Annotated in this window: 25 protein-coding genes, 1 tRNA gene and 1 pseudogene; 20 read left to right on the top strand and 7 right to left on the bottom strand. The window is 62.4% G+C overall.

The window, feature by feature from the left end:
* Positions 1 to 67: 67 nt before the first annotated feature.
* The 6 genes from BEK68_RS09330 to BEK68_RS09305 all read right to left on the bottom strand — a co-directional run bounded on the left by BEK68_RS09330 (position 68) and on the right by BEK68_RS09305 (position 4,799).
* Positions 68 to 1,018 carry a UDP-2,3-diacylglucosamine diphosphatase gene (locus BEK68_RS09330; RefSeq protein WP_012436075.1) on the bottom strand — a complete coding sequence of 317 codons (951 nt, stop codon included), beginning with the start codon at positions 1,016 to 1,018 and terminating at the stop codon, positions 68 to 70.
* A gap of 243 nt (positions 1,019 to 1,261) precedes the next feature.
* Complete coding sequence (locus BEK68_RS09325) at positions 1,262 to 2,278, bottom strand: alpha/beta fold hydrolase (protein WP_012436074.1); 1,017 nt, start codon at positions 2,276 to 2,278, stop codon at positions 1,262 to 1,264.
* Positions 2,279 to 2,308: 30 nt separating this feature from the next.
* Positions 2,309 to 2,833, bottom strand: coding sequence for an RDD family protein (locus BEK68_RS09320; RefSeq protein WP_004630846.1), 525 nt, complete (start codon positions 2,831 to 2,833; stop codon positions 2,309 to 2,311).
* A 96-nt stretch (positions 2,834 to 2,929) separates the two neighbouring features.
* Positions 2,930 to 3,784: a DUF3106 domain-containing protein gene (locus tag BEK68_RS09315; protein ID WP_012436073.1), complete on the bottom strand. Its 855-nt coding sequence runs from the start codon at positions 3,782 to 3,784 to the stop codon at positions 2,930 to 2,932.
* An 11-nt stretch (positions 3,785 to 3,795) separates the two neighbouring features.
* The gene (locus tag BEK68_RS09310; RefSeq protein WP_012436072.1) at positions 3,796 to 4,236 is read right to left on the bottom strand and encodes a DUF3619 family protein; all 441 of its coding nucleotides are present in this window, start codon (positions 4,234 to 4,236) and stop codon (positions 3,796 to 3,798) included.
* Positions 4,233 to 4,799, bottom strand: a complete 567-nt coding sequence (locus tag BEK68_RS09305; RefSeq protein ID WP_004630839.1) for an RNA polymerase sigma factor — start codon at positions 4,797 to 4,799, stop codon at positions 4,233 to 4,235. The genes BEK68_RS09310 and BEK68_RS09305 overlap by 4 nt, the downstream gene beginning before the upstream one ends.
* A gap of 359 nt (positions 4,800 to 5,158) precedes the next feature.
* Between BEK68_RS09305 and BEK68_RS09300 the strand changes: the two are divergent.
* From BEK68_RS09300 to BEK68_RS09275, 6 genes and pseudogenes are all read left to right on the top strand, one after another.
* Positions 5,159 to 6,915 (top strand): annotated as a pseudogene (locus BEK68_RS09300) (acetolactate synthase 3 catalytic subunit).
* Positions 6,915 to 7,406 carry an acetolactate synthase small subunit gene (gene ilvN / locus BEK68_RS09295; protein WP_004630835.1) on the top strand — a complete coding sequence of 164 codons (492 nt, stop codon included), beginning with the start codon at positions 6,915 to 6,917 and terminating at the stop codon, positions 7,404 to 7,406. The pseudogene BEK68_RS09300 and the gene ilvN overlap by 1 nt, the downstream one beginning before the upstream one ends.
* A gap of 75 nt (positions 7,407 to 7,481) precedes the next feature.
* Positions 7,482 to 8,498 (top strand): ketol-acid reductoisomerase, encoded by a 1,017-nt coding sequence (gene ilvC, locus BEK68_RS09290; protein ID WP_004630832.1) that lies wholly within the window; start codon positions 7,482 to 7,484, stop codon positions 8,496 to 8,498.
* 146 nt (positions 8,499 to 8,644) lie between these two features.
* On the top strand, positions 8,645 to 9,292 hold the full coding sequence (locus tag BEK68_RS09285) for a phosphatidylserine decarboxylase (RefSeq protein ID WP_004630830.1): 648 nt from the start codon (positions 8,645 to 8,647) through the stop codon (positions 9,290 to 9,292).
* 13 nt (positions 9,293 to 9,305) lie between these two features.
* The gene (pssA, locus tag BEK68_RS09280) at positions 9,306 to 10,178 is read left to right on the top strand and encodes a CDP-diacylglycerol--serine O-phosphatidyltransferase (RefSeq protein ID WP_004630829.1); all 873 of its coding nucleotides are present in this window, start codon (positions 9,306 to 9,308) and stop codon (positions 10,176 to 10,178) included.
* A 316-nt stretch (positions 10,179 to 10,494) separates the two neighbouring features.
* On the top strand, positions 10,495 to 12,036 hold the full coding sequence (locus BEK68_RS09275) for a 2-isopropylmalate synthase (protein ID WP_004630827.1): 1,542 nt from the start codon (positions 10,495 to 10,497) through the stop codon (positions 12,034 to 12,036).
* 244 nt (positions 12,037 to 12,280) lie between these two features.
* Here BEK68_RS09275 and BEK68_RS09270 read toward each other — a convergent pair whose 3' ends face one another.
* Positions 12,281 to 12,733 (bottom strand): membrane protein, encoded by a 453-nt coding sequence (locus BEK68_RS09270; protein WP_012436071.1) that lies wholly within the window; start codon positions 12,731 to 12,733, stop codon positions 12,281 to 12,283.
* Between the two features lie 183 nt (positions 12,734 to 12,916).
* Here BEK68_RS09270 and BEK68_RS09265 point away from each other — a divergent pair, with 183 nt between their 5' ends.
* From BEK68_RS09265 to nuoF, 14 genes are all read left to right on the top strand, one after another.
* Positions 12,917 to 14,176, top strand: coding sequence for a branched-chain amino acid ABC transporter substrate-binding protein (locus tag BEK68_RS09265; protein WP_012436070.1), 1,260 nt, complete (start codon positions 12,917 to 12,919; stop codon positions 14,174 to 14,176).
* Between the two features lie 158 nt (positions 14,177 to 14,334).
* Positions 14,335 to 14,604, top strand: a complete 270-nt coding sequence (gene rpsO / locus BEK68_RS09260; protein WP_012436069.1) for a 30S ribosomal protein S15 — start codon at positions 14,335 to 14,337, stop codon at positions 14,602 to 14,604.
* Positions 14,605 to 14,922: 318 nt separating this feature from the next.
* The gene (gene pnp / locus BEK68_RS09255; protein ID WP_012436068.1) at positions 14,923 to 17,097 is read left to right on the top strand and encodes a polyribonucleotide nucleotidyltransferase; all 2,175 of its coding nucleotides are present in this window, start codon (positions 14,923 to 14,925) and stop codon (positions 17,095 to 17,097) included.
* A gap of 100 nt (positions 17,098 to 17,197) precedes the next feature.
* Positions 17,198 to 18,151, top strand: a complete 954-nt coding sequence (locus BEK68_RS09250; protein WP_004630818.1) for an HAD family hydrolase — start codon at positions 17,198 to 17,200, stop codon at positions 18,149 to 18,151.
* 38 nt (positions 18,152 to 18,189) lie between these two features.
* Positions 18,190 to 19,194: an NAD(P)H-quinone oxidoreductase gene (locus BEK68_RS09245; protein ID WP_012436067.1), complete on the top strand. Its 1,005-nt coding sequence runs from the start codon at positions 18,190 to 18,192 to the stop codon at positions 19,192 to 19,194.
* 79 nt (positions 19,195 to 19,273) lie between these two features.
* Positions 19,274 to 20,020 carry a triose-phosphate isomerase gene (tpiA, locus tag BEK68_RS09240; protein ID WP_012436066.1) on the top strand — a complete coding sequence of 249 codons (747 nt, stop codon included), beginning with the start codon at positions 19,274 to 19,276 and terminating at the stop codon, positions 20,018 to 20,020.
* Positions 20,021 to 20,082: 62 nt separating this feature from the next.
* Complete coding sequence (secG, locus tag BEK68_RS09235) at positions 20,083 to 20,445, top strand: preprotein translocase subunit SecG (RefSeq protein ID WP_004630811.1); 363 nt, start codon at positions 20,083 to 20,085, stop codon at positions 20,443 to 20,445.
* 179 nt (positions 20,446 to 20,624) lie between these two features.
* Positions 20,625 to 20,709: transfer RNA gene (locus BEK68_RS09230), tRNA-Leu, on the top strand.
* Positions 20,710 to 20,872: 163 nt separating this feature from the next.
* The gene (locus BEK68_RS09225; RefSeq protein WP_004630810.1) at positions 20,873 to 21,232 is read left to right on the top strand and encodes an NADH-quinone oxidoreductase subunit A; all 360 of its coding nucleotides are present in this window, start codon (positions 20,873 to 20,875) and stop codon (positions 21,230 to 21,232) included.
* A 6-nt stretch (positions 21,233 to 21,238) separates the two neighbouring features.
* Positions 21,239 to 21,721, top strand: coding sequence for a NuoB/complex I 20 kDa subunit family protein (locus BEK68_RS09220; RefSeq protein ID WP_004630808.1), 483 nt, complete (start codon positions 21,239 to 21,241; stop codon positions 21,719 to 21,721).
* A 1-nt stretch (position 21,722) separates the two neighbouring features.
* Complete coding sequence (locus BEK68_RS09215) at positions 21,723 to 22,325, top strand: NADH-quinone oxidoreductase subunit C (protein ID WP_004630806.1); 603 nt, start codon at positions 21,723 to 21,725, stop codon at positions 22,323 to 22,325.
* 13 nt (positions 22,326 to 22,338) lie between these two features.
* Entirely contained in the window at positions 22,339 to 23,592 is a 1,254-nt protein-coding gene (locus BEK68_RS09210; RefSeq protein WP_004630803.1) for an NADH-quinone oxidoreductase subunit D, read from the top strand.
* 115 nt (positions 23,593 to 23,707) lie between these two features.
* The gene (gene nuoE, locus BEK68_RS09205) at positions 23,708 to 24,211 is read left to right on the top strand and encodes an NADH-quinone oxidoreductase subunit NuoE (RefSeq protein WP_012436065.1); all 504 of its coding nucleotides are present in this window, start codon (positions 23,708 to 23,710) and stop codon (positions 24,209 to 24,211) included.
* Entirely contained in the window at positions 24,212 to 25,507 is a 1,296-nt protein-coding gene (gene nuoF / locus BEK68_RS09200; protein WP_004630799.1) for an NADH-quinone oxidoreductase subunit NuoF, read from the top strand.
* Positions 25,508 to 25,510: the final 3 nt, after the last annotated feature.

Here is a 25,510-nt window from a genome sequence, read left to right as displayed (position 1 = left end):
TGGGGGGTAGGTTGGACGGCGACGGGTTGCACGAGGTCGATGCTGGTGTGGGTCATATGGGCTTCCATCAGGCGGCGGCCGCAGCGGCACGGCGTGCGCGGCGGGAAGTGCGCGGCGCATCGAGCAGATGCGTCCAGTAGACGATCTGCAGTTCGCCTTCCATGGTTTCGACCAAGGCAGAGAGGCTCTCCACCCAGTCGCCGTCATTGCAGTAGAGCTGGCCGTCGATCTCGCGGATCTCGGCCTTGTGGATATGCCCGCAGACCACGCCGTCGCAGCCGCGGCGGCGCGCTTCGTCCGTCATCACACGCTCGAACGAATTGATGAAGTTGACCGCGTTCTTGACCTGGTGCTTGAGATATTGCGACAGCGACCAGTACGGAAAACCGAACCGCACGCGGATGCGGTTGAAGTGCCGGTTCATCGCGAGGATGAAGGTGTAGAGCGAGTCGCCGACGTAGGCCAGCCAGCGCGCGTGCTGCATCACGCCGTCGAACAGGTCGCCGTGCACGACCCACAGGCGCTTGCCCGTGGCGGTCACGTGCACAGCGTCTTCAGCGACTTCGATGTCGCCAAAGTTCAGGCCGTGGAACTGGCGCGCCATCTCGTCGTGGTTGCCTGGGATGAAGACGACGCGTGTGCCTTTGCGCGCGCGGCGCAGGACCTTCTGCACCACATCGTTGTGTGCCTGCGGCCAGTACCAGCCCTTGCGCAGTTGCCAGCCGTCGACGATGTCGCCCACCAGGTACAGCGTGTCCGATTTGTGGTGCTTGAGAAAGTCGAGCAGATAGTCGGCCTGGCAGCCCGGCGTGCCGAGGTGGATGTCCGACAGCCAGATCGTGCGGTAGTGCTGGATTTTCTCGGCGGGCGGGTCAGTGTCGGTGTCAGCCGATCGATCGGGCGCCGAGGTCGAAGCCGGCGTGGCGACCGGTGCTTCATGCTCGCGGACATCGCCCCGACCTGCTGGTACAGCGGAGCCCAGCGCACCCGCGGCGGTGAGTCCGGCGGCCATTTGCATCAGTGGCGGTGGAGCGTTCCAGTCGGAACCGGTGAGGGGAGCAGCGCGAAAGCGTTGCGCGAGGCGGCGGAGGAAACCAGGGCGCGATGGCAGATTTGGCAGGACCATGTCGGCAACAGAGGCTGCGTTGGACGGATTTCGCCATCGCTGCATGAAAAAGCCGTGTCAGAAACATGACCGTCACATGACGTGATTGCCGGTAAGGGAAGGGGATGCGCCCAAGAAGCGCGCCGGGCGGGCGTTTCAAGCAGAAGGGGTAGCAGAGACGCCTTCGACGCGGGCGAGTTCTGCCAGCACGGCATCACGCACGCGTGCGTCGCATAACAGCGACACATGGCCGATGCCCGCGAATGGGATGTGCCGCGCGCCTTCCAGCCAGGATGCACCAGCCGGGCCGACGATGGAGTCGTGCCACGAGAAAATCGACGTGATGCGTGCTCGGGAGGCCGGCATTTCGGATGCCGCAAGCTGGCGCAGCCAAGGGCTCGCCCAAGCCATCTGGCGCACATTGTGGCCGCGTCCCGTACGCGCCATTGCCGTGCCCCGATGCGGCGTGCCGAGCGTGATGACGTGGGCGACAGGGCAGGGCTGCGACTGGCGCAGCAGAGCACGTGCGGCAAGCCCGCCCATACTGTGGCAGAGCAGAACGGGCGCACGGCCGTGCATGCGCGTCAGGCGCGCGACGGCGGCCGCCATGTCCCGGGCGTAGTCGTCGATGTCACCCAGCAGCGGCATGAGATCGATGGCGTCGGTCGGGTATCCGGCTGCCGCTACATGCTGCTGCATCGGCAACCATACCGCGCGATTGCAGCCATAGCCATGGATCATCAGCACGGGCACGCGCTTGCCATCACCCGCCGGTGTATCGAACGCGGCGCGCGCTCGGAACGGTTGCAGCACGTTGAACATCCACGCCACGGATACACATTCGCGCAACCAACATGCGATGAAGCCGGTGATGCCGATGCGGTGTTCGCGCGGCACGGGTATGCGGTCCCATACGGGGTCGTCCGGTATCGCGGTGCCCAGGCTCTTCAGTGACACCAGGAACGCCCACCCGACCGAAAGGAGATATCCCAGCACCAGCGCCGCGCCCGCGAGCAAACTTGCAGCCGGCCAACTCCATCCGCCCCAGCGATGTGCCGCCCAGCCAACCGCCAGCGTCGCCGCACATTGCAGCGCCACGGCAATGCGGCGCGCGGTAGCCGCGGTCAGGAAGGCGAGGGGAACAGGGGAGGTGGGCAGATCGGCGCGCGTCATGGAGGAGGTGGCCGCCGAGCGTGAAGTCAATCAGTCGCGCACCAGCCGCGTGCCGGCCAGGCGATCGTGCAGGAACTGGCGCTGCGGATCGAGCCACGCCAGCGCAACCCAGGCCAGCAGGCACGCCAGAGCGACACCGGCGCCGGCCCAGCGGGACGCTCCACTCAGGTGGATCATGCCGACTGCCGCAGCCACCCATACCCACGCCAGCAGATAGCGCGCAACGGCGCGGCCGAGCGAAATACGCGATCCATCGGCGTTGACCACGCGCATGCGCCACGTCTGCATCGCCAGTGTCTGGCCACGCTTGCGCCAGAACCACACGAAGTACAGACCGAGCGACAGAAAGCCCCACACCTGCAGCCCTACATCGCCGGTGCGCGCCAGCGGCGGCGCGATCAGGCGCAGCAACAGAAAGACAGCCGTGGCGCCAAACATCACACCAAACAGCAGCAGGCCTTCGTACAGCATCGCGGCAAGACGGCGGCGCAGCGTGGGCGCGGCGAGCGGATCAGGCGCCGCAACGGGTGAAGACGTGGAAACGGAGGTGGCCATCGAACAGAGTGTGAGCGCCGTGAGCGCAATCCATCATGTGCCGGCGCGGAGGTCGAGCGGCACGTGGTTCGGATTATGCCAAAGGGTTTGCCGGCCTCAGCCGCCCAGCACCGTCGAGGGCGGCGGGTTGCCCGATTCTCCACCGGTGGTCGCGGGTGGTGCAACAGGGTGCACCGGCGTGAGCGGTGCGCTGGCAGGGGCAGGTGCGGCAGCGGCAGGTGCGGCAGCGGCAGGTTCGGGCGCAGGGGTTGCGGCCGGCGTGGATGCCGTGGCGGTCGTCTTGTACGTCGGCGCGGATTTGGTCGTACCAGGCTTGGTGCGCGCACCGTGATGAATCGATTTGGCCGCGTCCTTCGCCAGGCCCGCGCCGCCCGGCAGTGCCGTCACTGCGGAAGGGTGCTTTTGCGCCTTGGCCGCGGCAACCAGCGCCTTCTTCTGCTCTTCGGTCAGTTGCTGGTAGCTCTGCCAGGCCTCGCTCTTCTTCTGCACTGGCAGCGACTTGGTGGTCTGGAAATTCTCACGCGCGCGGTGGCGTTGCTCCGGCGTGAGCTTGACCCAATCCGCCATGCGCGTTTGCAGGCGCTGCTGCTGAACCGGCGTGTACTTCGGATACGCCTGGGCGATCTGCAGCCACTTCTTGCGGGCCAATTCCGGCATGCCGTTCCACTCTGGTGCCAGCGGCGCGAAGATGCGCTGCTGAACAATGGTCAGCTCGGCCCAGTTCGGATGGACGGCGGGCAGCGGGTTGGTCGCCGGCGGCGTCGGCAGATCCACCGGCGCATTGACTGTCACGCCAGGCGCCGCTGCGGATGCCGAAGCGGCCGGAACCTGCCCCGCCGCAAGTCCCGCCATCAGGCCGGCAGCGCCGATCAACGCGACGATGCCGGCGCGCAGGCGCACGGTCCTTGCGCCTCGCGGTGGTTGGCCGTGGGTGTGCTGGAAGTTGCTCATCGATCAGCCTTTCACTGATCGTGCTTGAGGTACTGATGAAAGCCTTGATCGGCGTAAGCAGCCAGCGGGAGATCGTCGAGCAGCATTGCGGCATCGACCTCCGCGAGTTCGTCCACGCGTTGCTGCTGTTGCCACTGATAGATGCCCGCGAGCCCCGCCACCAGCGCGATGGTCGGCCACAGCAGGCCAAGGCGACGCAGGATTGCAGCGGCACGTTGCAGCGGAGACGGTGCTTCGCCTTCCATCTCGAAGGACACCGAGCCGCCTCCCGGCATCGCCAAGGCAGGCGAGTGCACCGTGCTCGGCGCTTCCGCTTTTTTTTGCGCAAGCGCCATCCGGCGCGCCGCTGCGAGGCGGTCGCGCACGTCGGGCGGCAACTGTCCGGCCGACTCGTTCAGAGCGGTTCGGACGGCATGCACAAAACGGCGTTCTCGGAGTTCTACCTTGTTCATAGTCGGATCCCTCGCGCCCGCAGCGCTTGGGCCAGGGCGTGTGTTGCCCGCGAGCAGTGTGTCTTTACACTGCCCTCGGAACAGCCCATCGCCTGGGCTGTCTCGGCAACATCCATGTCCTCCCAATAACGCATCAGGAAGGCCTCCCGTTGACGTGTGGGGAGTTTCTCGATTTCGCGTTCCAGAATCTCGAGCATCTGCGAACGCTCGACCTTGTCGGCGCTGCTTTCCGCCGCTGTGGTGCCGGCTTCGCTTTCAATCAGTTCAAGCGGATCGGTGTCGTCGCCTTCGGCGTCCGAGCGGAAGCTGGAGAACAGGCTGACCCACGTGTTGCGCACCTTGGTGCGGCGAAACCAGTCGTGAATCGTGTTCTGCAGAATGCGCTGAAACAGCAGGGGCAGTTCAGCCCCGGGCTTGTCGCCGTATTTCTCGGCCAGCTTGATCATGGCGTCCTGCACGATATCGAGCGCGGCATCGTCGTCGCGCACCGCGAAGACCGCCTGCTTGAAGGCGCGTTTCTCGACGCTTAGGAGAAAGGCCGACAGTTCCTGTTCAGAGGCCATACAACGGCGGGTGCGAATCCTGTGAGGCAGCCGCGCGAAAATTCACATTCTCAAGAAGTGATGATCACGCCGCGTGGCGTCAACGGCCTTGGCCGTAAAAAATGTTGCGATGCTAGCAAAAATGCGGCCCCGCGGACAGTCCGACTGGGGGGCGGGCCGCCGGGAGTGGGGAATCGCGCCGGCGCTGGACCGTCATGCGGCATTGCAGTATCATCCTTGGTTCACAACATCTGTGGTTTGTCTCATCTGGCCGCCCATCAGGCGGACCATCCATGCAGACGCGCACCGCTCAAATCCGCGCCACAAGCCCGGTAGAGAGCATCCAAACAATTTTTTGCCGAAAATTGCAAAGGACTGACATGAATATGCCAAGCGCGGAATTTTCCCACGCCAATAGCGGTTCACCTGCCGACATGATGGGGGCTGACATCCTCGTCAATGCGCTCGCGGCAGAGGGCGTCGAGTTCGTCTGGGGTTACCCCGGCGGCGCGGTGCTCTATATCTACGACGCGTTCTACAAGCAAAACAAGATCGAACACATCCTGGTGCGCCATGAACAGGCGGCAGTCCATGCGGCTGACGGCTATGCGCGTGCCACGGGCAAGGTCGGTGTCGCCCTTGTGACGTCCGGCCCGGGCGTGACCAATGCCGTGACAGGCATCGCCACTGCTTACCTGGATTCGATCCCGATGGTGATCATCACCGGCAACGTGCCGACGCACGCCATCGGCCAGGACGCCTTCCAGGAGTGCGATACCGTCGGCATTACCCGCCCGATCGTCAAGCACAACTTCCTGGTCAAGGACGTGCGCAACCTCGCCTCGACCATCAAGAAGGCGTTCTACATCGCCGCAACGGGCCGTCCGGGTCCGGTGGTGGTGGATATCCCCAAGGACGTCTCGCGCGAACTCTGCAAGTACGAGTACCCGAAGACCATCGAGATGCGCTCGTACAGCCCGGTCAACAAGGGGCATTCGGGGCAGATTCGGAAGGCAGTGAGCCTGCTGCTGCAGGCCGAGCGTCCGTACATCTATTCGGGTGGCGGCGTGGTGCTTGCCGAGGCCAGCGAAGAGCTGCGCCAGCTGGCTGCGCTGACGGGCTACCCCGTGACGAACACGCTGATGGGCCTGGGTGCGTTCCCCGGCACCAGCAAGCAGTTCGTGGGCATGCTCGGCATGCACGGCACGTACGAAGCCAACATGGCGATGCAGAACTGCGACGTTCTGATTGCCATCGGCGCGCGATTCGATGATCGCGTGATCGGCAGCCCGGCGCACTTCACCTCGCAGCCGCGCAAGATCATCCACATCGACATCGATCCGTCCTCCATTTCGAAGCGGGTGAAGGTCGACATCCCCATCGTCGGCAACGTCAAGGACGTGCTGCAGGAGATGATTGCCCAGATCCAGTCTGGCGAAGCCAAGCCGAACAAGACGGCGCTGGCCAAGTGGTGGGAGCAGATCGAGCAGTGGCGCAGTGTCGATTGCCTGAAATACGACCGCACCTCCGAGATCATCAAGCCGCAGTATGTGGTCGAGAAGATCTGGGAACTGACCAATGGCGATGCATTCATCTGCTCGACGTCGGTCAGCATCAGATGTGGGCTGCGCAGTTCTACAAGTTCAACGAGCCGCGTCGCTGGATCAACTCTGGCGGCCTGGGCACGATGGGCGTGGGGCTGCCGTACGCGATGGGCATCAAGAAAGCGTTCCCGGACAAGGAGGTCGTCACCATCACCGGTGAAGGCTCGATCCAGATGTGTATCCAGGAACTGTCGACGTGCCTGCAGTACGACACGCCGGTGAAGATCTGCTCGCTCAACAACGGTTATCTGGGCATGGTGCGCCAGTGGCAGGAAATCGAATACGACAACCGCTACTCGCATTCCTACATGCAGGCGCTGCCGGACTTCGTGAAGTTGGCTGAATCGTATGGCCACGTCGGCATGCGCATCGAGAAGACGTCTGACGTCGAGCCCGCGCTGCGCGAAGCCTTCCGACTCAAGGATCGCACCGTGTTCCTCGACTTCCAGACCGACCCGACAGAAAACGTCTGGCCGATGGTTCAGGCAGGCAAGGGTATTTCTGAAATGCTGCTCGGCGCGGAGGACCTCTAATGCGCCACATCATTTCCGTCCTGCTGGAAAACGAACCGGGCGCGCTGTCGCGCGTGGTGGGCCTGTTCTCGGCGCGCGGCTACAACATCGAGACGCTGACGGTCGCCCCGACTGAAGACGCCTCGCTGTCGCGCATGACGATCGTCACGACCGGTTCGGACGACATCATCGAGCAGATCACCAAGCACCTGAACCGCCTGGTGGAAGTCGTCAAGGTCGTCGACCTGACCGAAGGTGCGCACATCGAGCGCGAGCTGATGCTTGTGAAGGTGCGCGCGGTCGGCAAGGAGCGTGAGGAGATGAAGCGTACCGCGGACATCTTCCGCGGCCGCATCATCGACGTGACCGAGAAGACCTACACGATCGAGCTGACCGGCAACGGCAGCAAGCTCGACGCGTTTCTCGATGCCATCGATCGCACTGCAATTCTTGAGACCGTTCGTACGGGCGGCTCGGGCATCGGCCGCGGCGAGCGCATTCTGAAGGTTTGAACCGGCGCGTGCACCAGCGTGTAACAGCGGCCGGACCCCATCGATATTGAAGTATTTGAAAATTAGGACATCAACATGAAAGTGTTTTACGACAAGGACGCCGACCTCTCCCTGATCAAGGGCAAGAACGTCACCATCATCGGCTATGGCTCGCAAGGTCACGCCCACGCCCTGAACCTGAACGACTCGGGCGTGAAGGTGACGGTCGGTCTGCGCAAGAACGGCGCGTCGTGGAACAAGGCCGTCAACGCCGGCCTGCAGGTCAAGGAAGTGGCCGAGGCAGTGAAGGAAGCCGACGTCGTCATGATCCTGTTGCCGGACGAGCAGATTGCCGACGTGTACAAGAATGAAGTGCACGGCAACATCAAGCAAGGCGCCGCACTGGCATTCGCCCACGGCTTCAACGTGCACTACGGTGCCGTGATCCCGCGCGCAGACCTGGACGTCATCATGATCGCCCCGAAGGCCCCCGGCCACACCGTGCGCGGCACGTACACGCAAGGTGGCGGCGTGCCGCACCTGATCGCCGTGCACCAGGACAAGTCGGGCGCCGCACGTGATATCGCCCTGTCGTACGCCACTGCCAACGGCGGCGGCCGCGCCGGCATCATCGAGACGAACTTCCGCGAAGAAACCGAAACCGACCTGTTCGGCGAACAGGCCGTGCTGTGCGGCGGTACCGTCGAACTGATCAAGGCAGGTTTCGAGACGCTGGTGGAAGCCGGTTACGCGCCGGAAATGGCGTACTTCGAGTGCCTGCACGAGCTGAAGCTGATCGTCGACCTGATCTATGAAGGCGGCATCGCCAACATGAACTACTCGATCTCGAACAACGCCGAATACGGCGAATACGTCACCGGCCCGCGCGTTGTGACGGAAGAGACCAAGAAGGCCATGAAGCAATGCCTGAAGGACATCCAGACTGGCGAATACGCCAAGAGCTTCCTGTTGGAGTACAAGGCAGGCCAGCCGACGCTGATCTCGCGCCGCCGCCTGACCGAAGAGCACCAGATCGAGCAAGTTGGCGCCAAGCTGCGCGCGATGATGCCGTGGATCGCCAAGAATAAGCTGGTCGACCAGACGAAGAACTGATCGAGCGCATCTTGTGCGAGAAAGCCAGCCTTCGGGCTGGCTTTTTTTATGCTGTTTCCAGGGAGGCAAACAGTGTTTCAAGTGATGGCGCGGCCCCGTGTCGGCTAGAATGCCGCATTTCCTTCAAGACGCTGTCGAGGTCTGATTTGAACAACACGTATCCGCATCCCATCATCGCCCGCGAGGGTTGGCCGTACCTGGGCGGGATTTTCATCGTCACGCTCATTGTGCAGGCTGCCGCCGGCTTTGGCTGGGCATGGCCGTTCTGGGTGCTGACGCTGTTTGTGCTGCAGTTTTTCCGCGATCCCGCGCGCGCTGTGCCAACGCAGGCCAATGCGATTTTGTCGCCGGCCGATGGTCGCATCGTCGCCGTCGAGCAGGTGCGCGACCCGTACGCTGATCGCGACTCGCTGAAGATCAGCGTGTTCATGAACGTGTTCAATGTGCACTCGAACCGCGCGCCGGTCGATGGCACGGTGCAGCAGGTGCAGTACTTCCCGGGCAAGTTCGTCAATGCGGACCTGGATAAGGCGTCGCTGGAAAACGAGCGCAACGCCATCGTGCTGCGCCGCGCTGATGGTCAGCTCGTCACTTCAGTGCAGGTGGCAGGATTGATCGCGCGGCGCATCCTTTGCTATACCAAGGCAGGCGAAGTACTCACGCGTGGCCAGCGCTACGGTTTCATCCGCTTTGGCTCGCGCGTTGACGTGTACCTGCCGCTGACGGCGCGTCCACGCGTGACCATCGGCGAGAAGGTATCCGCCACGCTTACGGTGCTTGCTGAGCTGGACTGATCCGGAGGTCGCCATGCCCGCGTTCAACCGACGCAAGAAGCGTTTTACCGCCGGCAACGTGACGCACCTGCGTCCGCTGCGGCACAACCAGCCGCGCTCGGATGACGACGATCTGGAGATCGTGCGTCCGCGCCGCAGAGGCATCTATCTGCTACCCAACGCGTTCACGACGGCCGCGCTGTTCGCCGGCTTCTTCGCCATCGTGCAGGCGATGAACCTGAACTTTGAGACGGCCGCGATCGCCATCTTTGCGGCGATGGTGCTCGATGGCATGGACGGCCGCGTCGCCCGCATCACCAATACCCAGAGCGCGTTCGGCGAGCAATACGACTCGCTGTCGGACATGGTGTCCTTCGGCGTAGCGCCGGCGTTGGTCATGTATGAATGGATCCTGCGCGATCTGGGCAAGTGGGGCTGGCTCGCTGCGTTCGTGTATTGCGCCGGCGCTGCATTGCGTCTCGCGCGCTTCAACACGAACATCGGATCGGTCGACAAGCGCTTCTTCCAGGGCATGCCTAGCCCGGCCGCCGCTGCGCTCATCGCAGGTTTTGTCTGGCTGGCGATCGACAACAAGCTGCCGGTCAAAGAGCTGTGGATGCCGTGGGTAGCCTTCGGGCTGACGCTGTATGCAGGGCTGTCGATGGTGTCGAACGCGCCGTTTTACAGCGGCAAGGCGCTCGATGTTCGCCACCGCGTACCGTTCGGCGTGATGGTGCTCGTGCTTGTGTTATTCGTCGTGATATCCAGCGATCCGCCGGTGGCGTTGTTCGGCCTGTTTGTTGGCTACGCGGTGTCGGGCTACCTGCTGTGGGGGTGGCGCGCGCTGCATGGGCAACAAGGTAGCCCCCGTTTGCCAAAGCAGGCATCGGACGAAGCACATGAGTGACCCATGCGCTGCACCATTGTGCGCTTGCGTCAATTTTTGAATTCGTCTATAGTCATTCGTATGCTTTCGCGCCCGATTTCCATTCTGATTACGCTAGTCTCGATTGATGGCCTACTAGGTCGTCAGGTCGGGACACGCGCATAGGAAATCGCAAGACAAGGCAAGCAAAAACCGCCAAGTTTTCGCGAACCAGAATTCACAGCGCCCCGGCCTGCAACCATGCACGCCGGGGCGTTTTGCATTCTGCGCCGCAAAAAACCATTCGAGACACCCACTAAGACCGACGCCAAAAACGTCACCCCACCAAGGAGCCGCCATGAGCGACAAACTGATCATTTTCGATACCACCTTGCGCGACGGCGAGCAGTCCCCCGGGGCGTCGATGACCAAGGAAGAGAAGATCCGCATCGCCAAGCAGCTGGAGCGGCTCAAGGTGGACGTGATCGAGGCCGGTTTTGCGGCCAGCTCCAATGGTGACTTCGAGGCGATCCGCGCGATTGCGCAGTCGGTCAAGGATTCGCGCATTTGCTCGCTGGCCCGTGCGAACGACCGTGATATTTCCCGCGCTGCCGAGGCGCTCAAGCCGGCGGGGCAGTTCCGCATCCACACGTTCATCGCCACATCGGCGCTGCACATGGAAAAGAAGCTGCGCATGTCGCCGGATCAGGTGTACGAGCAGGCGCGCCTGGCGGTGCGTTTCGCGCGCCAGTTCACCGATGACATCGAGTTCTCGCCGGAAGATGGCAGCCGCTCCGATATGGATTTCCTCTGCCGCGTGCTGGAAGGCGTGATCGCCGAGGGCGCCACCACCATCAACCTGCCGGATACGGTGGGCTACGCGGTGCCGGAAGGTTATGCCGCCCTGATCCGCTCGGTGCGCGAGCGCATCCCGAATTCCGACAAGGCGGTCTGGTCGGTGCATTGCCATAACGACCTGGGCATGGCGGTCGCCAACTCCCTGGCCGCTGTCAAACTGGGCGGCGCACGCCAGATTGAATGCACGATCAACGGCCTGGGCGAGCGCGCCGGCAACACCAGCCTCGAAGAGGTGGTGATGGCCGTGAAGACGCGCCGCGACTACTTCAATCTCGACGTGGGTGTCGATACCACGCAGATCGTGCCGGCTTCCAAGCTGGTCTCGCAGATCACCGGTTTCGTTGTGCAGCCGAACAAGGCTGTCGTGGGCGCCAACGCTTTCGCGCACGCTTCGGGCATCCACCAGGATGGCGTGCTCAAGGCGCGCGACACGTACGAAATCATGCGTGCCGAAGACGTGGGCTGGACGGCCAACAAGATCGTCCTGGGCAAACTCTCGGGCCGCAACGCGTTCAAGCAGCGTCTGCAGGAACTGGGCATTGAACTGGATTCGGAAGCCGAACTGAACGCTGCCTTCACCCGCTTCAAGGAGCTGGCCGATCAGAAGGCTGAGATCTTCGACGAAGACATCGTCGCCATCGTCTCGAACGAAGCGCAGCACAGCGAGGGCGAGCACTTCCGTTTCGTGTCGCTGGCCCAGCGTTCGGAAACCGGCGAGCGTCCGCACGCGCGCATCGTCTTCGTCGCGGATGGCAAGGAAGTGACGGGTGAAGCGGAGGGCAATGGCCCGGTTGACGCCACGCTCAATGCGATTGAGAGCAAGGTCGCCAGCGGCGCCGAGCAACTGCTGTATTCGGTCAACGCCATCACGACGGGCACGCAGGCGCAGGGCGAAGTGACGGTGCGCCTGTCCAAGTCGGGCCGTATCGTCAACGGTGTGGGTACTGACCCGGACATCGTTGCGGCTTCGGCCAAGGCTTACCTTGCCGCTCTGAACAAGCTGCAGGACAAGAGCAGCGAAAAACTCAACCCGCAGATCTGATCGCGGGTTTCATGAACACAGGCAGGAGTCAGCCCAGACCCCAACACGATCACCACTGAGCGCGCACCCGGCTATCCACCGGAACGCGAAGCGGGTGCGGCGGCACCGGACACGTCAGGAGCGTGCACCATGCCGGCCGTCTTTGAGAGCGATGTCTGTGCGATCCACGACATGGCCGACCCGAACGTCCACGCCAGGCGATGCGCCTCGCGTGGAAGTTGCCGTTCTGGCGGTTAACGCTGGTTCACCGGCTTGAATCGTGATCGTGGTCGTACATCGGGTCGGGGCTGACCTGCGTGAGCCGCACGACGCCGTCGCGGTCAAAATAGAAGTTCATCAGCGAGGGCCAGACGCCTTCGTGCCTAAAGCGATAGGACCACACCTGTCGATCCATCAGCCGGAAATAGGCGGTCTCCTCGGGCTTGCCGAACGTCTGCAGCACATCATTCTGCGTCGCCGTGCCGACACGGATCTGCGCAAAATCCATCGTGGTCAGAATCTGCCGGAACGAGACGAGCTTGCCGCTCGCGTCGAAATCAGCGGCATAGGTGAATTGCCCATAGGGCTGCGTCGGATATAGCCAGCGCATGCCGCCATCGGCTCGCGGATACCGCTCGGGTGGTTTGCCAAAGCGTGCTTCCACGGCAGAAGCGGGTTGGCCGATCAGCGCTTCGCCCGTTTGTAAGGGCGCCAGCATGGTACACGCGCACGTTGATGTCAGCGCTGCGGCGAGCAGTGCCGCGCACTGCCATGTCGATCGAATGTTCACAAATAGTCTCCCGATGCCTTCAGTGTAGGAGGCCGTGCGGTCTCTGCCGGCTTGTGGGCTTGTGCCGACATGCGGCGGCGCTTTACCATCCGCGCTTCACGGAGATTTGCCATGGTGTTTCGTTGGTTTGTGACCGCGCTGGCGGCTGTGGGGTTGTGCGGCGCGGCAAGTGCCCAGCCCGAAGGCGCGCCGATCCGGCTGGCCCTGATTGAAGGGCTTTCGGGCCCGTTTGCCAATGCGGGCGAGGCAGTGGAGCGCAATCTGCGCATGGCCATCGAAGGCGTAAATGCACGCGGTGGTGTGAAGCTGCCTGATGGCCACCATCCGCTTGCGCTTGTGCGCTTCGATAGCAAGAACACCGTCGACGAATCGTTGCTGCAACTGCAGGCCGCCACGGATGCGGGTATCCGCTTCGTGCTGCAGGGCAACAGTTCTGCGGCAGCGGCTGCATTGTCGACGTCGATCTCGCGCTACAACGACCGCCATCCGGATGCGCGCGTGCTGTTCCTGAACTACGCTGCCGTCGATCCGGCGCTGACCAATGAGGGATGCAGCTTCTGGCATTTCCGCTTCGATGCGTCGGCCGACATGCGCATGCACGCGCTGACGGAAGTGATCCGCGATGACAAGGCGATCAAAAGGGTCTACCTGATTGGGCAGGACTACACGTTCGGCCGCCAGGTGGCGCAATCGGCGCGCCAGCAGTTGCGCGAAAAGCGACCGGACATCGCGATCGTTGGCGAGGTGCTGCACCCGATCGGCAAGGTGAAGGACTTTGCGCCGTATGTGGCGCGTATTGCCGCGTCGGGTGCGGATACGGTCATCACCGGCAACTGGGGGAACGATCTGACGCTGCTCGTCAAGGCCGCGCGAGATGCCGGGCTCAAGGCGCGCTTCTTTACCTTTTATGGCAACTCGCTTGGTGCACCAGGCGCGATGGGCGAAGCCGGCGTCGGCCGTGTGGTGGCCGTGGCGGAGTGGCATCCGAACCTGGGCGGTGCCAAGTCCGATGCGTTCTACAAGGCCTTCCGTGCGCGTTATCCGGCACCCGCCGACGATTACCCATTGCTGCGCGACCAGATGTTGATCGACATGCTGGCCGCCGCCATCGAGCGTGCCGAGACCACGGAAGCTGCCGCCGTGGCGCGTGCGCTAGAACGCGCATCGTTCGACAACGGCTTCCACCGCATTACGCTGCGAGCGGAGGACCATCAAGCCATTCAGCCGCTCGTCGTCGCGCAGATGGAGCGGGCGGGCATGCCCGGTGCGCTGTTTGATATCGAGGGCTCGGGCTATGGTTTTCGTACGCTAAAAGTGATTCAAGGGGCGCAAACCGCATTGCCCACGACCTGCAAAATGGTGCGCTATTAAGCAGGGCGGCACAGCACTGTCGTCATGGCGCGGTTCTGCGCTATAATCGCGGTCTTGCTGTCCAGACCGATTTTGGATGGGCAGCAAGATCATTGTTCAACACGGCACCAACGGCGGCGATTCAGGCGCTGCAGTGTCCGCAAGTCAAAGGAATCAAAATGTCCGTCGCTGACATCAAAAAGCAAGACATCGTCAAAGATAACGGCCGCAGCGCCAACGATACGGGTAGCCCGGAAGTGCAAGTTGCACTGCTGACTGCTCGCATCAACGAACTGCAGCCGCACTTCAAGGCGCACATGAAGGATCACCACAGCCGTCGCGGCCTGCTCCGCATGGTGAGCCGTCGTCGCCGCCTGCTGGACTACCTCAAGAGCAAGGACGCTGACCGTTACACCGCCCTGGTTGCGAAGCTGGGTCTGCGTAAGTAATGGTGGGTATCACGCACTGCGCGTGATGAAAAGTGCCTGCGTCAGCGTGCTGATGCAGGCATTTTGTTTTTGGCGGCTGCGTTTGTGGCCGCGCCGGGCAACCGGTGAGTGATGGCAGTCGGCCAGTTCAAGATGAAGCGGCTGCCAAGGACCGGGGGCGGCAGGAAGCAGGGCCTTGTGTCATTCCAGCGCGGCATTGATGCCAGCGCTGCGCTGGAATGGCATAAAACACACCTCTGCAACCGCACCGTCTTACGGAACGTATTTGTCGCGGTGAAGCGCAATGAAGCGCGCCGCGAATACCGAACAGGAGATGCTATGACCATGTTCAATAAGGTCGTCAAAGAATTCCAATGGGGCGGCCACAAGGTCCGCATGGAAACGGGTGAGATCGCCCGCCAGGCGAGCGGCGCTGTGCTGCTCGACATGGACGACACCGTCGTGCTCGCTACCGTGGTGGGCGCCAAGAACCCGAAGCCGGGTCAGGACTTCTTCCCGCTGACTGTCGATTACCTCGAGAAGACCTACGCCGCTGGCAAGATCCCGGGTGGCTTCTTCAAGCGCGAAGGCCGTCCGTCGGAAAACGAAACGCTGACCTCGCGCCTGATCGATCGCCCGCTGCGTCCGCTGTTCCCGGAAGGCTTCTACAACGAAGTCCAGGTCGTTATCCACGTGCTGTCGATCAACCCGGAAGTGCCGGCTGACATCCCGGCGCTGGTTGCTGCTTCGGCTGCACTGGCTGTGTCGGGTCTGCCGTTCAACGGCCCGGTGGGCGCTGCCCGCGTGGGTTACAAGGATGGCCAGTACCTGCTGAACCCGAACCGCGCACAACTGGCGCACTCGGATCTGGACCTGGTTGTTGCCGGTACCGAGCGTGCCGTGCTGATGGTCGAATCCGAAGCGCAGCAGCTGTCGGAAGAGATCATGCTGGGTGCCGTGGTGTACGGCCATGAGCAGATGCAGATCGCCATCAACGCGATCCACGACCTGGTGCGCGACGGCGGCAAGCCTGAGTGGGATTGGCAAGCTGCGCCGAAGAACGAAGCGTTGGTCGCAAAGGTGTCCGAACTGGGCCTGGCCGATCTGCAAGCTGCTTACCAGCTGCGCCAGAAGTCGGCCCGCAGCCAGAAGTTGAAGGAAGTCTACAAGTCGGTTGCGGCCAAGCTGGCCGAAGCCGGCGTGGAAGCCGATGGCGTGGAAGTCGACAACATCCTGTTCGAGCTCGAATCGAAGATCGTGCGCGGCCAGATCCTGAATGGCGAACCGCGTATCGACGGCCGCGACACCCGCACGGTGCGCCCGATCGAGATCCGTTCGTCGGTGCTGCCGCGTGCGCACGGCTCGTCGCTGTTCACGCGTGGTGAAACGCAAGCGCTGGTGGTGGCCGCTCTGGGCACCAAGAGCGACGAGCAGATCATCGACGCGCTGCAAGGCGAGTACCGTGATCGCTTCATGCTCCACTACAACATGCCGCCGTTCGCCACGGGCGAAACTGGCCGCGTGGGCAGCCCGAAGCGCCGCGAAGTCGGCCATGGCCGTTTGGCCAAGCGCGCACTGATTCCGGTGCTGCCGCCCGCCGACGAATTCGGCTACACGATCCGTCTGGTGTCGGAAATCACCGAGTCGAATGGCTCGTCGTCGATGGCTTCGGTGTGCGGCGGCTCGCTGGCACTGATGGACGCTGGCGTGCCCATCAAAGCGCACGTTGCTGGCGTGGCCATGGGCCTGATCCTGGAAGACAACAAGTTCGCCGTGCTGACCGACATCCTGGGTGACGAAGATCACCTGGGTGACATGGACTTCAAGGTCGCTGGTACCGACGCTGGTATCACCGCACTGCAGATGGACATCAAGGTGCAGGGCATCACCAAGGAAATCATGCAGGTGGCACTGGCGCAAGCCAAGGAAGGCCGTCTGCACATCCTGGGCAAGATGCAGGCTGCCATGGGCGGCGCACGCACCGAGCTGTCGGAGCACGCACCGCGCATGATCACGGTCAAGATCAACCCGGAGAAGATCCGCGACGTGATTGGCAAGGGTGGTTCGACCATCCAGGCGCTGACCAAGGAAACCGGCTGCACGATCGACATCGGGGAAGACGGCACGATCACCATCGCGTCGACCTCGTCGGAAGGCATGGCAGAAGCCAAGCGCCGCATCGAAGGCATCACGGCAGAAGCCGAAGTGGGCAAGATCTACAACGGTACCGTGCTCAAACTGCTGGACTTCGGCGCGATCGTGAACATCCTGCCGGGCAAGGACGGTCTGCTGCACATCTCGGAAATCGCCAACGAGCGCGTGAACCAGGTTTCCGACTATGTGAAGGAAGGCCAGGCTGTGCGCGTGAAGCTGCTGAGCACCGATGAAAAGGGTCGCATGCGCCTGTCGATCAAGGCCGCCAAGGCCGAAGAGGGCGACGTGCCGGTCGCTGCACCGCAAGCACCGGGTGCTGGCGACGCTGCCTCGCAACAACAGCAGCAACAACAGCAGTAAGCGAGCGATTTTCGCCAAGAAAAACGGCTGGACGATGTCCAGCCGTTTTTTTGTTTACACTGCGTCGCGAGTTCTTCCTGTTGTCCCTTCGCGCCCCATCATGAGCCGCCTGTTCGAGCAAAACCGCATCGCCATCGTCTGGGATTTCGACAAGACACTGATCCCGCGCTACATGCAAGTGCCGCTGTTCGATCGCTTCAATATCGCCGAGCAGGGTTTCTGGGACGAAGTGGCTGCAGGCTCGCGCGAAATTGAATCGCGCGGTCAGAAGGTCAACCAGGAAACGTTCTACCTCAATGTGCTGCTGCGCCATGTGCGCGACGGCCGCATGGGCGGGCTCGACAATGCAACGCTGCGCGAACTGGGCGCCGAACTCGAATTCTTCCCCGGCGTGACTGATTTCTTCGAGCGCAGCAAGGCGTGGGTGCGCGACAACGCAACCTACCAGGCGTTCGACATCAAGCTCGAACACTACATCGTCAGCACGGGCCTGACAGAGATGATCAAGGGCTCGCCCATCGCCCCGTACATCGACGGCGTGTGGGGCTGCGAATTTCTGGAGGCGTCCGACTCGAACGCGGATGGCCGGCCGGTCATTGCGGAAGTCATCTACGCCATCGATAACACCACCAAGACGCGTGCGCTGTTTGAGATCAACAAGGGCGTCAATAAGCACCCGGAAGCGGTAAGTGTGAACTCGTCGATTGCCGAGGACGAGCGCCGCGTGCCCTTCGCCAACATGATCTACGTCGCCGATGGGCCGAGTGATATTCCGGCGTTTTCGGTCGCCCGCAAGGGCGGCGGCCGCACCTATGCGGTCTACAACCCGGAGAGCCCTCGCTCATTCGAGCAGGCTGACAACTTGCGTGCCGATGATCGCGTCGACATGCTCGGCCCGGCCGACTATCGCGCCGGCTCGCCGACGGAGATGTGGCTCAAGTTGCATATCGGCAAGATCGCCGACGGCATCGTCCACGGCAAACAAGAAATCATGCGCGAAACCACGCGCGGCATTCCGCAGCACTTTGTTGAACCGAGGCGTAGCGTCTCGTAACCCGCGCACTGCGCCGTAACCCTCTCGATCCGATTCTCATGAAAGCGATTGAAATCACCCAGTACGGTGGCCCTGAAGTCTTGAAGCTTGGCGAGCGCCCGATGCCGGAGGCCAAGGCCGGCGAGGTTCTGATCCGCGTGCGTGCAGCGGGCGTGAACCGGCCCGATGTGTTCCAGCGCACGGGCAACTATCCGGTGCCGCCCGGTGCCTCGGATATTCCGGGGCTCGAAGTTGCAGGCGAGATAGTCAGCGGTGATCTGGCGCACGCCGACAATCGCTACGGCCTGAAGGTAGGCGATCGCGTCTGCGCGCTGGTGCAAGGCGGCGGTTATGCGGAGTTCTGCACGGCGCCGTTGGGCCAGGTGCTGCCTGTGCCGGCCGGCTTGTCCGATGTCGAAGCCGCTGCATTGCCAGAAAACTATTTCACCGTGTGGTCGAACGTGTTCGACCGAGGCCTGCTGGGGCGGGGCGCGCACGGCGCCGATGAAACGCTGCTCGTGCAGGGCGGCTCCAGCGGCATCGGCACGACGGCGATTCAGATCGCGTCTGCATTGGGTCACCGCGTGTTCGCCACGGCCGGTAGCGCCGAAAAGTGTGACGCCTGCGTCGAGCTCGGGGCCACGCGCGCCATCAACTACAAGACCGAGGATTTCGTTGAAATCGTCAAGGCCGAGACAGGGCGCGGCGCCGATGTGGTGCTCGACATGGTCGGCGGCAGTTATGTCGCGCGCGAAATCGCCTGCACCGCCGACGATGGCCGCATCGTCCTGATCGCGTTGCTGGGCGGCGCCAAGGCCGAGGTGCCGCTGGGCGACATCCTGCGTCGGCGCATTACCTTGACGGGCTCGACGCTGCGCCCGCGTCCGGTTGCATTCAAGGCGGCCATCGCGGCCAATCTGTATGAAACGGTCTGGCCGTTGCTTGCGTCTGTGCGCATCAAGCCGGTCGTCCATGAGGTCATGCCGGCCGCACAGGCCGCGCAGGCGCATGCTTTGATGGAATCGAGCGCGCATATCGGCAAGATCATGTTGGTTTGGGATTGACGCCAGGACGCCAAAATTGACCCCGTTTTTGACGCCGCGGTAGAATGCTGGGTTTATTTGACAGTCGACCGGGCAAAACGTGAACGCAAGACCGAAGCTGGTGGTGGGCAACTGGAAGCTGCATGGCAGTCTGAGCACGAACGCCGCGCTGCTTGAACAGATCAAAGCGGCAGGCAAAACCAACGCCACGCTGGCCGTGTGTGTGCCGTTCCCGTACCTGGCCCAGTGCCAGTCCTTGCTCGCCGGTTCTGCAGTCGGCTGGGGCGCGCAGGATGTGTCGGCTGAAACGCGGGGCGCCTTTACCGGCGAAGTGGCGGCGTCGATGCTGTCGGAGTTTGGCTGCGGCTACGCGATCGTCGGTCACTCCGAGCGTCGCTCGTACCATGGCGAAACCGATGCGCAAGTGGCGACCAAGGCGCTGCGTGCACTGGAACATGGCATTACCCCGATCGTCTGTGTGGGCGAAACGCTCGCGCAACGTGAAGCAGGTGAGACCGAGCAGGTGGTCGCCCGCCAACTCGATGCAGTTCTCGAAGCGCTGTCGGTCGAGCAACTTGGTCGTATCGTCGTGGCGTATGAGCCGGTTTGGGCCATTGGCACGGGCAAGACCGCGACGAGCGAGCAGGCGCAGGCTGTGCACGCGTTTCTGCGCGCACGTGTTGCTGCCCGCGACGCTGGCGTGGCGCAGCGTCTGTCAATTCTGTACGGTGGCAGCGTCAAGCCCGACAATGCCGGCGAATTGTTTGCAATGGCGGACATCGATGGCGGCCTGATCGGCGGCGCATCGTTGAAGGCAGAAGATTTCCTGGCGATCGGGCGCGCATAAACAACCGATCGAGTCGCGATGTCACCCATGTGCGGCTGCAACATATTATTGAGAGAAACGAAATGGCAATTCTGAAGACTCTGCTGCTGGTGGCGCAAATTCTGAGCGCGCTCGGCGTGATCGGCCTGGTGCTGCTGCAACACGGCAAGGGCGCGGACGTTGGGGCGGCATTTGGGTCGGGCGCGTCGGGCAGCTTGTTTGGTGCCACCGGTTCGGCCAACTTCCTGTCGCGTACGACGGCCGTGCTGGCCACCGTGTTCTTCGTTGCCACGCTTGCGCTGACGCTGATCGGCACCAACAAGGGCGGCGTGTCGGCGGGTGTGATGGGTTCGGTCGCGCCTGTTGCGTCCACGGCATCGGCACCCGCGGCCTCGGCTCCTGCCGCTGCTTCGGGCGCAGCTTCCGCGCCCGCTGTGCCGAAGTAATTTGATGCAACGATCGTGGCGTGCCGTTGAGGTTTTTCGGCGCGTTGCGAGGGATAAGATTTTTGTTTGTGCATTGAACAAAAGCGTTGCTTTGCGGTAGAATGCAAGGCTTGGAACAATACGGGAAACGGCAAGGGCGTTAAGTCTTAACCGCGTTCCTGATAGAGTTTCTTCCCCCAGCCGACGTGGTGAAATTGGTAGACACGCTATCTTGAGGGGGTAGTGGCGAAAGCTGTGCGAGTTCGAGTCTCGCCGTCGGCACCAATCAAATTCGGGGTCTGTTCAACGGGATGTTCCGCGCAGGCCCCTCCGCAAGACGACGTGCAGTCGAGGCGTCGTAAGGCTGCGGACCCGGCGCCTTCGATGGGGCGACAAGGCGCCGCCTGCGGGCAGTGCTGTTGCAACCATTCAAAAAGGCGGGCGTCCCTTGAACCTCGAAGCCTATTTCCCCGTACTGTTGTTCATCGTTGTCGGTGTTGGCCTCGGCCTTGCTCTGATGACCATCGGCCGAGTCCTCGGTCCGAACAATCCCGATCCTGACAAGCTCTCGCCGTACGAGTGCGGCTTCGAGGCATTCGAAGACGCGCGCATGAAGTTCGACGTGCGCTATTACCTCATCGCCATCCTGTTCATTCTGTTCGATCTGGAGACCGCGTTCCTCTTCCCCTGGGGCGTGGCGCTGCGTGAGATCGGCTGGCCGGGGTTCTTTGCGATGGGCGTGTTTCTTCTCGAGTTTCTCGTGGGCTTCGTCTACATCTGGAAAAAAGGCGCGCTCGATTGGGAGTGATGTGAAATGGCGATCGAAGGCGTACTCAACGAAGGCTTTGTCACGACAACCGCTGACAAGCTGATCAACTGGACCCGTACCGGGTCACTCTGGCCGATGACGTTCGGCCTGGCCTGCTGTGCTGTGGAAATGATGCATGCGGGCGCATCGCGTTATGACCTGGACCGTTTCGGCGTGGTGTTCCGCCCGTCGCCGCGTCAGTCTGACGTGATGATCGTGGCCGGCACGCTGTGCAACAAGATGGCGCCCGCGCTGCGCAAGGTGTACGACCAGATGGCCGAGCCTCGCTGGGTCATCTCGATGGGTTCGTGCGCGAACGGCGGCGGTTACTACCACTACTCGTATTCTGTCGTGCGCGGCTGCGATCGCATCGTGCCGGTCGACGTGTACGTGCCGGGCTGCCCGCCGACGGCCGAAGCACTGATCTACGGCATCATTCAGCTGCAGGCCAAGATCCGTCGCACCAACACCATCGCGCGCAAGGCCTGACATGACCGACAAGCTTGCCACCCTGAAGGCCGCGCTGGAAAAGGCGCTGGGCAATCGCGTTCAAAGCCTGACCGAGTCGGTCGGTGAACTCACCCTCGTGGTGAAGGCTGCCGATTACCTCGACGCCATGCGCACGCTGCGCGACGACGCTTCGCTCAAATTTGAACAGCTGATGGACTTGTGCGGCGTCGACTACGCCGACTACGGCGACGGTGCCTGGAACGGCCCGCGTTTCGCTGCGGTGTCGCATCTGCTGTCGATCACGCACAACTGGCGCGTTCGCGTGCGCGTGTTTGCGCCGGACGATGACCTGCCCGTGGTGTCGTCGGTGACCACGATCTGGAATTCCGCTGACTGGTTCGAGCGCGAAGCGTTCGACCTTTACGGTCTTGTGTTCGAAGGCCATCCGGACCTGCGCCGCATCCTGACCGACTACGGCTTCATTGGCCACCCGTTCCGCAAGGACTTCCCCGTGTCGGGTTACGTTGAAATGCGTTACGACCCGGTGCAGCGCCGCGTGGTCTACCAGCCGGTCACCATCGAGCCGCGCGAGATTACGCCGCGTGTGATCCGTGAGGATCAATACGGTGGTCTGAAGCACTGAAGGGCGCCCGAACATGGCAGATATCAAGAACTACACCCTGAACTTCGGTCCGCAACACCCGGCAGCACACGGCGTGCTGCGCCTGGTGCTTGAGTTGGACGGTGAAGTCATTCAACGTGCCGACCCGCACATCGGGCTGCTGCACCGCGCGACTGAAAAGCTCGCTGAGCAGAAGACGTGGATTCAGAGCGTGCCGTACATGGACCGCCTCGACTACGTGTCGATGATGGTCAACGAGCACGCCTACGTGATGGCAATCGAGCGGCTGCTGGGTCTCGAAGTGCCGCTGCGTGCGCAGTACATCCGCGTCATGTTCGACGAAATCACGCGGATCATGAACCACCTGATGTGGATTGGTTCGCACGCGCTGGACGTTGGCGCCATGGCGGTGTTCCTGTACGCCTTCCGCGAGCGTGAAGACCTGTTCGATATGTATGAGGCGGTGTCGGGCGCGCGCATGCACGCCGCCTACTACCGTCCGGGCGGCGTCTATCGCGACCTGCCTGACACGATGCCGCAATACAAGGCGTCCAAGGTGCGCAACGAGAAGGCGCTGGCCGCCCTGAACCAAACGCGTTCGGGTTCGCTGCTTGATTTCATTGAAGACTTCACCAACCGCTTCCCGAAGTACGTTGACGAGTACGAGACGCTGCTGACCGACAACCGGATTTGGAAGCAACGTCTCGTTGGTATCGGCGTGGTGAGCCCGGAGCGTGCGCTTAACAAAGGTTTCTCCGGTGCGATGCTGCGTGGTTCGGGCATCGAATGGGATGTGCGCAAGAAGCAGCCGTATGAGGTGTACGACCGCATCGATTTCGACATCCCGGTTGGCGTGAACGGCGATTGCTACGACCGTTATCTGGTGCGCGTGGAAGAAATGCGCCAGAGCAATCGCATCATTCGCCAGTGCATCGAGTGGCTGCGCAAAAACCCGGGCCCTGTGATCACCGATAACCACAAGGTGGCGCCGCCGTCGCGTGTGGACATGAAGACCAACATGGAAGAGCTGATTCACCACTTCAAGCTCTTCACGGAAGGTATGCATGTGCCCGAAGGCGAGGCGTATGCCGCTGTTGAGCACCCGAAGGGCGAGTTCGGCATCTATGCAATCTCCGACGGCGCCAACAAGCCGTACCGCTTGAAGATCCGCGCACCGGGCTTCGTTCATCTGGCCGCGCTTGACGAAATGGCGAAGGGTCACATGATTGCCGATGCGGTGACGATCATCGGTACGCAAGACATCGTGTTTGGCGAGATCGATCGCTGAACCCGCAGGAAACAACGGTTTGACGCGCAGGCAAGCGCGGCTGTGAAACGAGGACGCACGCCGGGGTAAGGTAGTTAGGTAACACGCCCCGCGTCCCGCACCAATCGCAACGAACATGCTATCAGCAGAAGCTCTCAAGGAAATCGACCGGGCGGTCGCGAAATATCCCGCCGACCAGAAGCAGTCCGCCGTGATGGCGGCGCTGGCGGTCGCGCAGAGCGAGAAAGGCTGGGTCTCGCCCGAAGTCATGCAGTTCGTGGCCGAGTACCTCGAAATGCCGCCGGTGTGGGTCGAGGAAGTGGCGACGTTCTACAACATGTACGACACCAAGCCGGTGGGCCGCTTCAAGCTGTCGGTGTGCACGAATCTGCCGTGCGCGCTGTCGGGCGGCGAGCGTGCTGCCGACTACCTGAAGAAGAAGCTGGGCATCGGTTTCAACGAGACCACCGCCGACGGCACCTTCACGCTGAAGGAAGGCGAGTGCATGGGCGCGTGCGGTGATGCGCCGGTCATGATCGTCAACAACACCCACATGTGCAGCTTCATGAGCAACGAGAAGCTCGACGCGCTGATCGCCGACCTCCAGTCGAAGGCGCCGACCAACGGAGCAGGCAAGTAAATGACCTCTCTGCACGATCGACATATCCAGCCGTTGATTCTTGCCGGCCTGAACGGCGACAACTGGCACCTCGAAGATTACGTCAAGCGTGGCGGCTATCAACAGCTCAAGCGCATCCTCACCGAGAAGATCACCCCAGAGCAGGTCATTGCCGACGTGAAGGCGTCGGGCCTGCGTGGCCGGGGCGGTGCGGGCTTCCCGACCGGTCTGAAGTGGAGTTTCATGCCGCGCCAGTTCCCGGGCCAGAAGTATCTAGTCTGCAACACGGACGAAGGCGAGCCGGGGACGTTCAAGGATCGCGACATCATCCGTTACAACCCGCACGCGCTGATCGAAGGCATGGCCATCGGCGGCTACGCGATGGGCATCACCGTTGGCTACAACTACATCCACGGCGAGATCTGGAACGAATACAAGATCTTCGAGCAGGCCCTAGAAGAGGCGCGCGCTGCAGGCTTCCTCGGTGACAACATCCTGGGGTCCGGCTTCAACTTCCAGCTGCATGCGCACCATGGCTATGGCGCGTACATCTGCGGCGAAGAGACCGCGCTGCTCGAGTCGCTGGAAGGCAAGAAGGGCCAGCCGCGCTTCAAGCCGCCGTTCCCGGCAAGCTTTGGCCTGTACGGCAAGCCGACCACCATCAACAACACCGAAACCTTTGCCGCGGTGCCGTTCCTGCTCGCGATCGGTCCGGACAACTACCTGAAGATGGGCAAGCCGAACAACGGTGGCTCGAAGATCTTCTCTGTGTCCGGCGACGTGGAGCGTCCGGGCAACTACGAGATTCCGCTCGGCACGCCGTTCTCCAAGCTGCTGGAGCTGGCCGGTGGCATGCGCGGTGGCAAGAAACTCAAGGCGGTCATCCCGGGTGGTTCGTCGGCGCCCGTGGTGCCGGCCGACCTGATGATGGCCTCCGACATGGACTACGACTCGATCGCCAAGGCTGGTTCGATGCTGGGCTCGGGTGCAGTGATCGTGATGGACGAAACGCGTTGCATGGTGAAGTCGCTGCTGCGCCTGTCGTACTTCTATTTCGAAGAGTCGTGCGGCCAGTGCACACCGTGCCGCGAAGGCACGGGCTGGCTGTACCGCGTGGTCGACCGCATCGAGCACGGCAAGGGCCGCCAGGAAGACCTGGACCTGCTGAACAACGTGGCCGAAAACATCATGGGCCGGACCATCTGCGCACTCGGCGATGCCGCTGCGATGCCGGTCCGCGGCATGCTCAAGCACTACTGGGATGAGTTCGCGTATCACGTCGAACACAAGCAGTGCATGGTGCCCACCTACATTTAAGCG

Origin of the sequence: Ralstonia pickettii (assembly GCF_001699815.1) — a bacterium.
Classification (GTDB): Bacteria; Pseudomonadota; Gammaproteobacteria; order Burkholderiales; family Burkholderiaceae; genus Ralstonia; species Ralstonia thomasii.
Note: the sequence above shows the minus strand (reverse complement) of the source record. Positions and strands in the feature narration are given on the sequence as shown.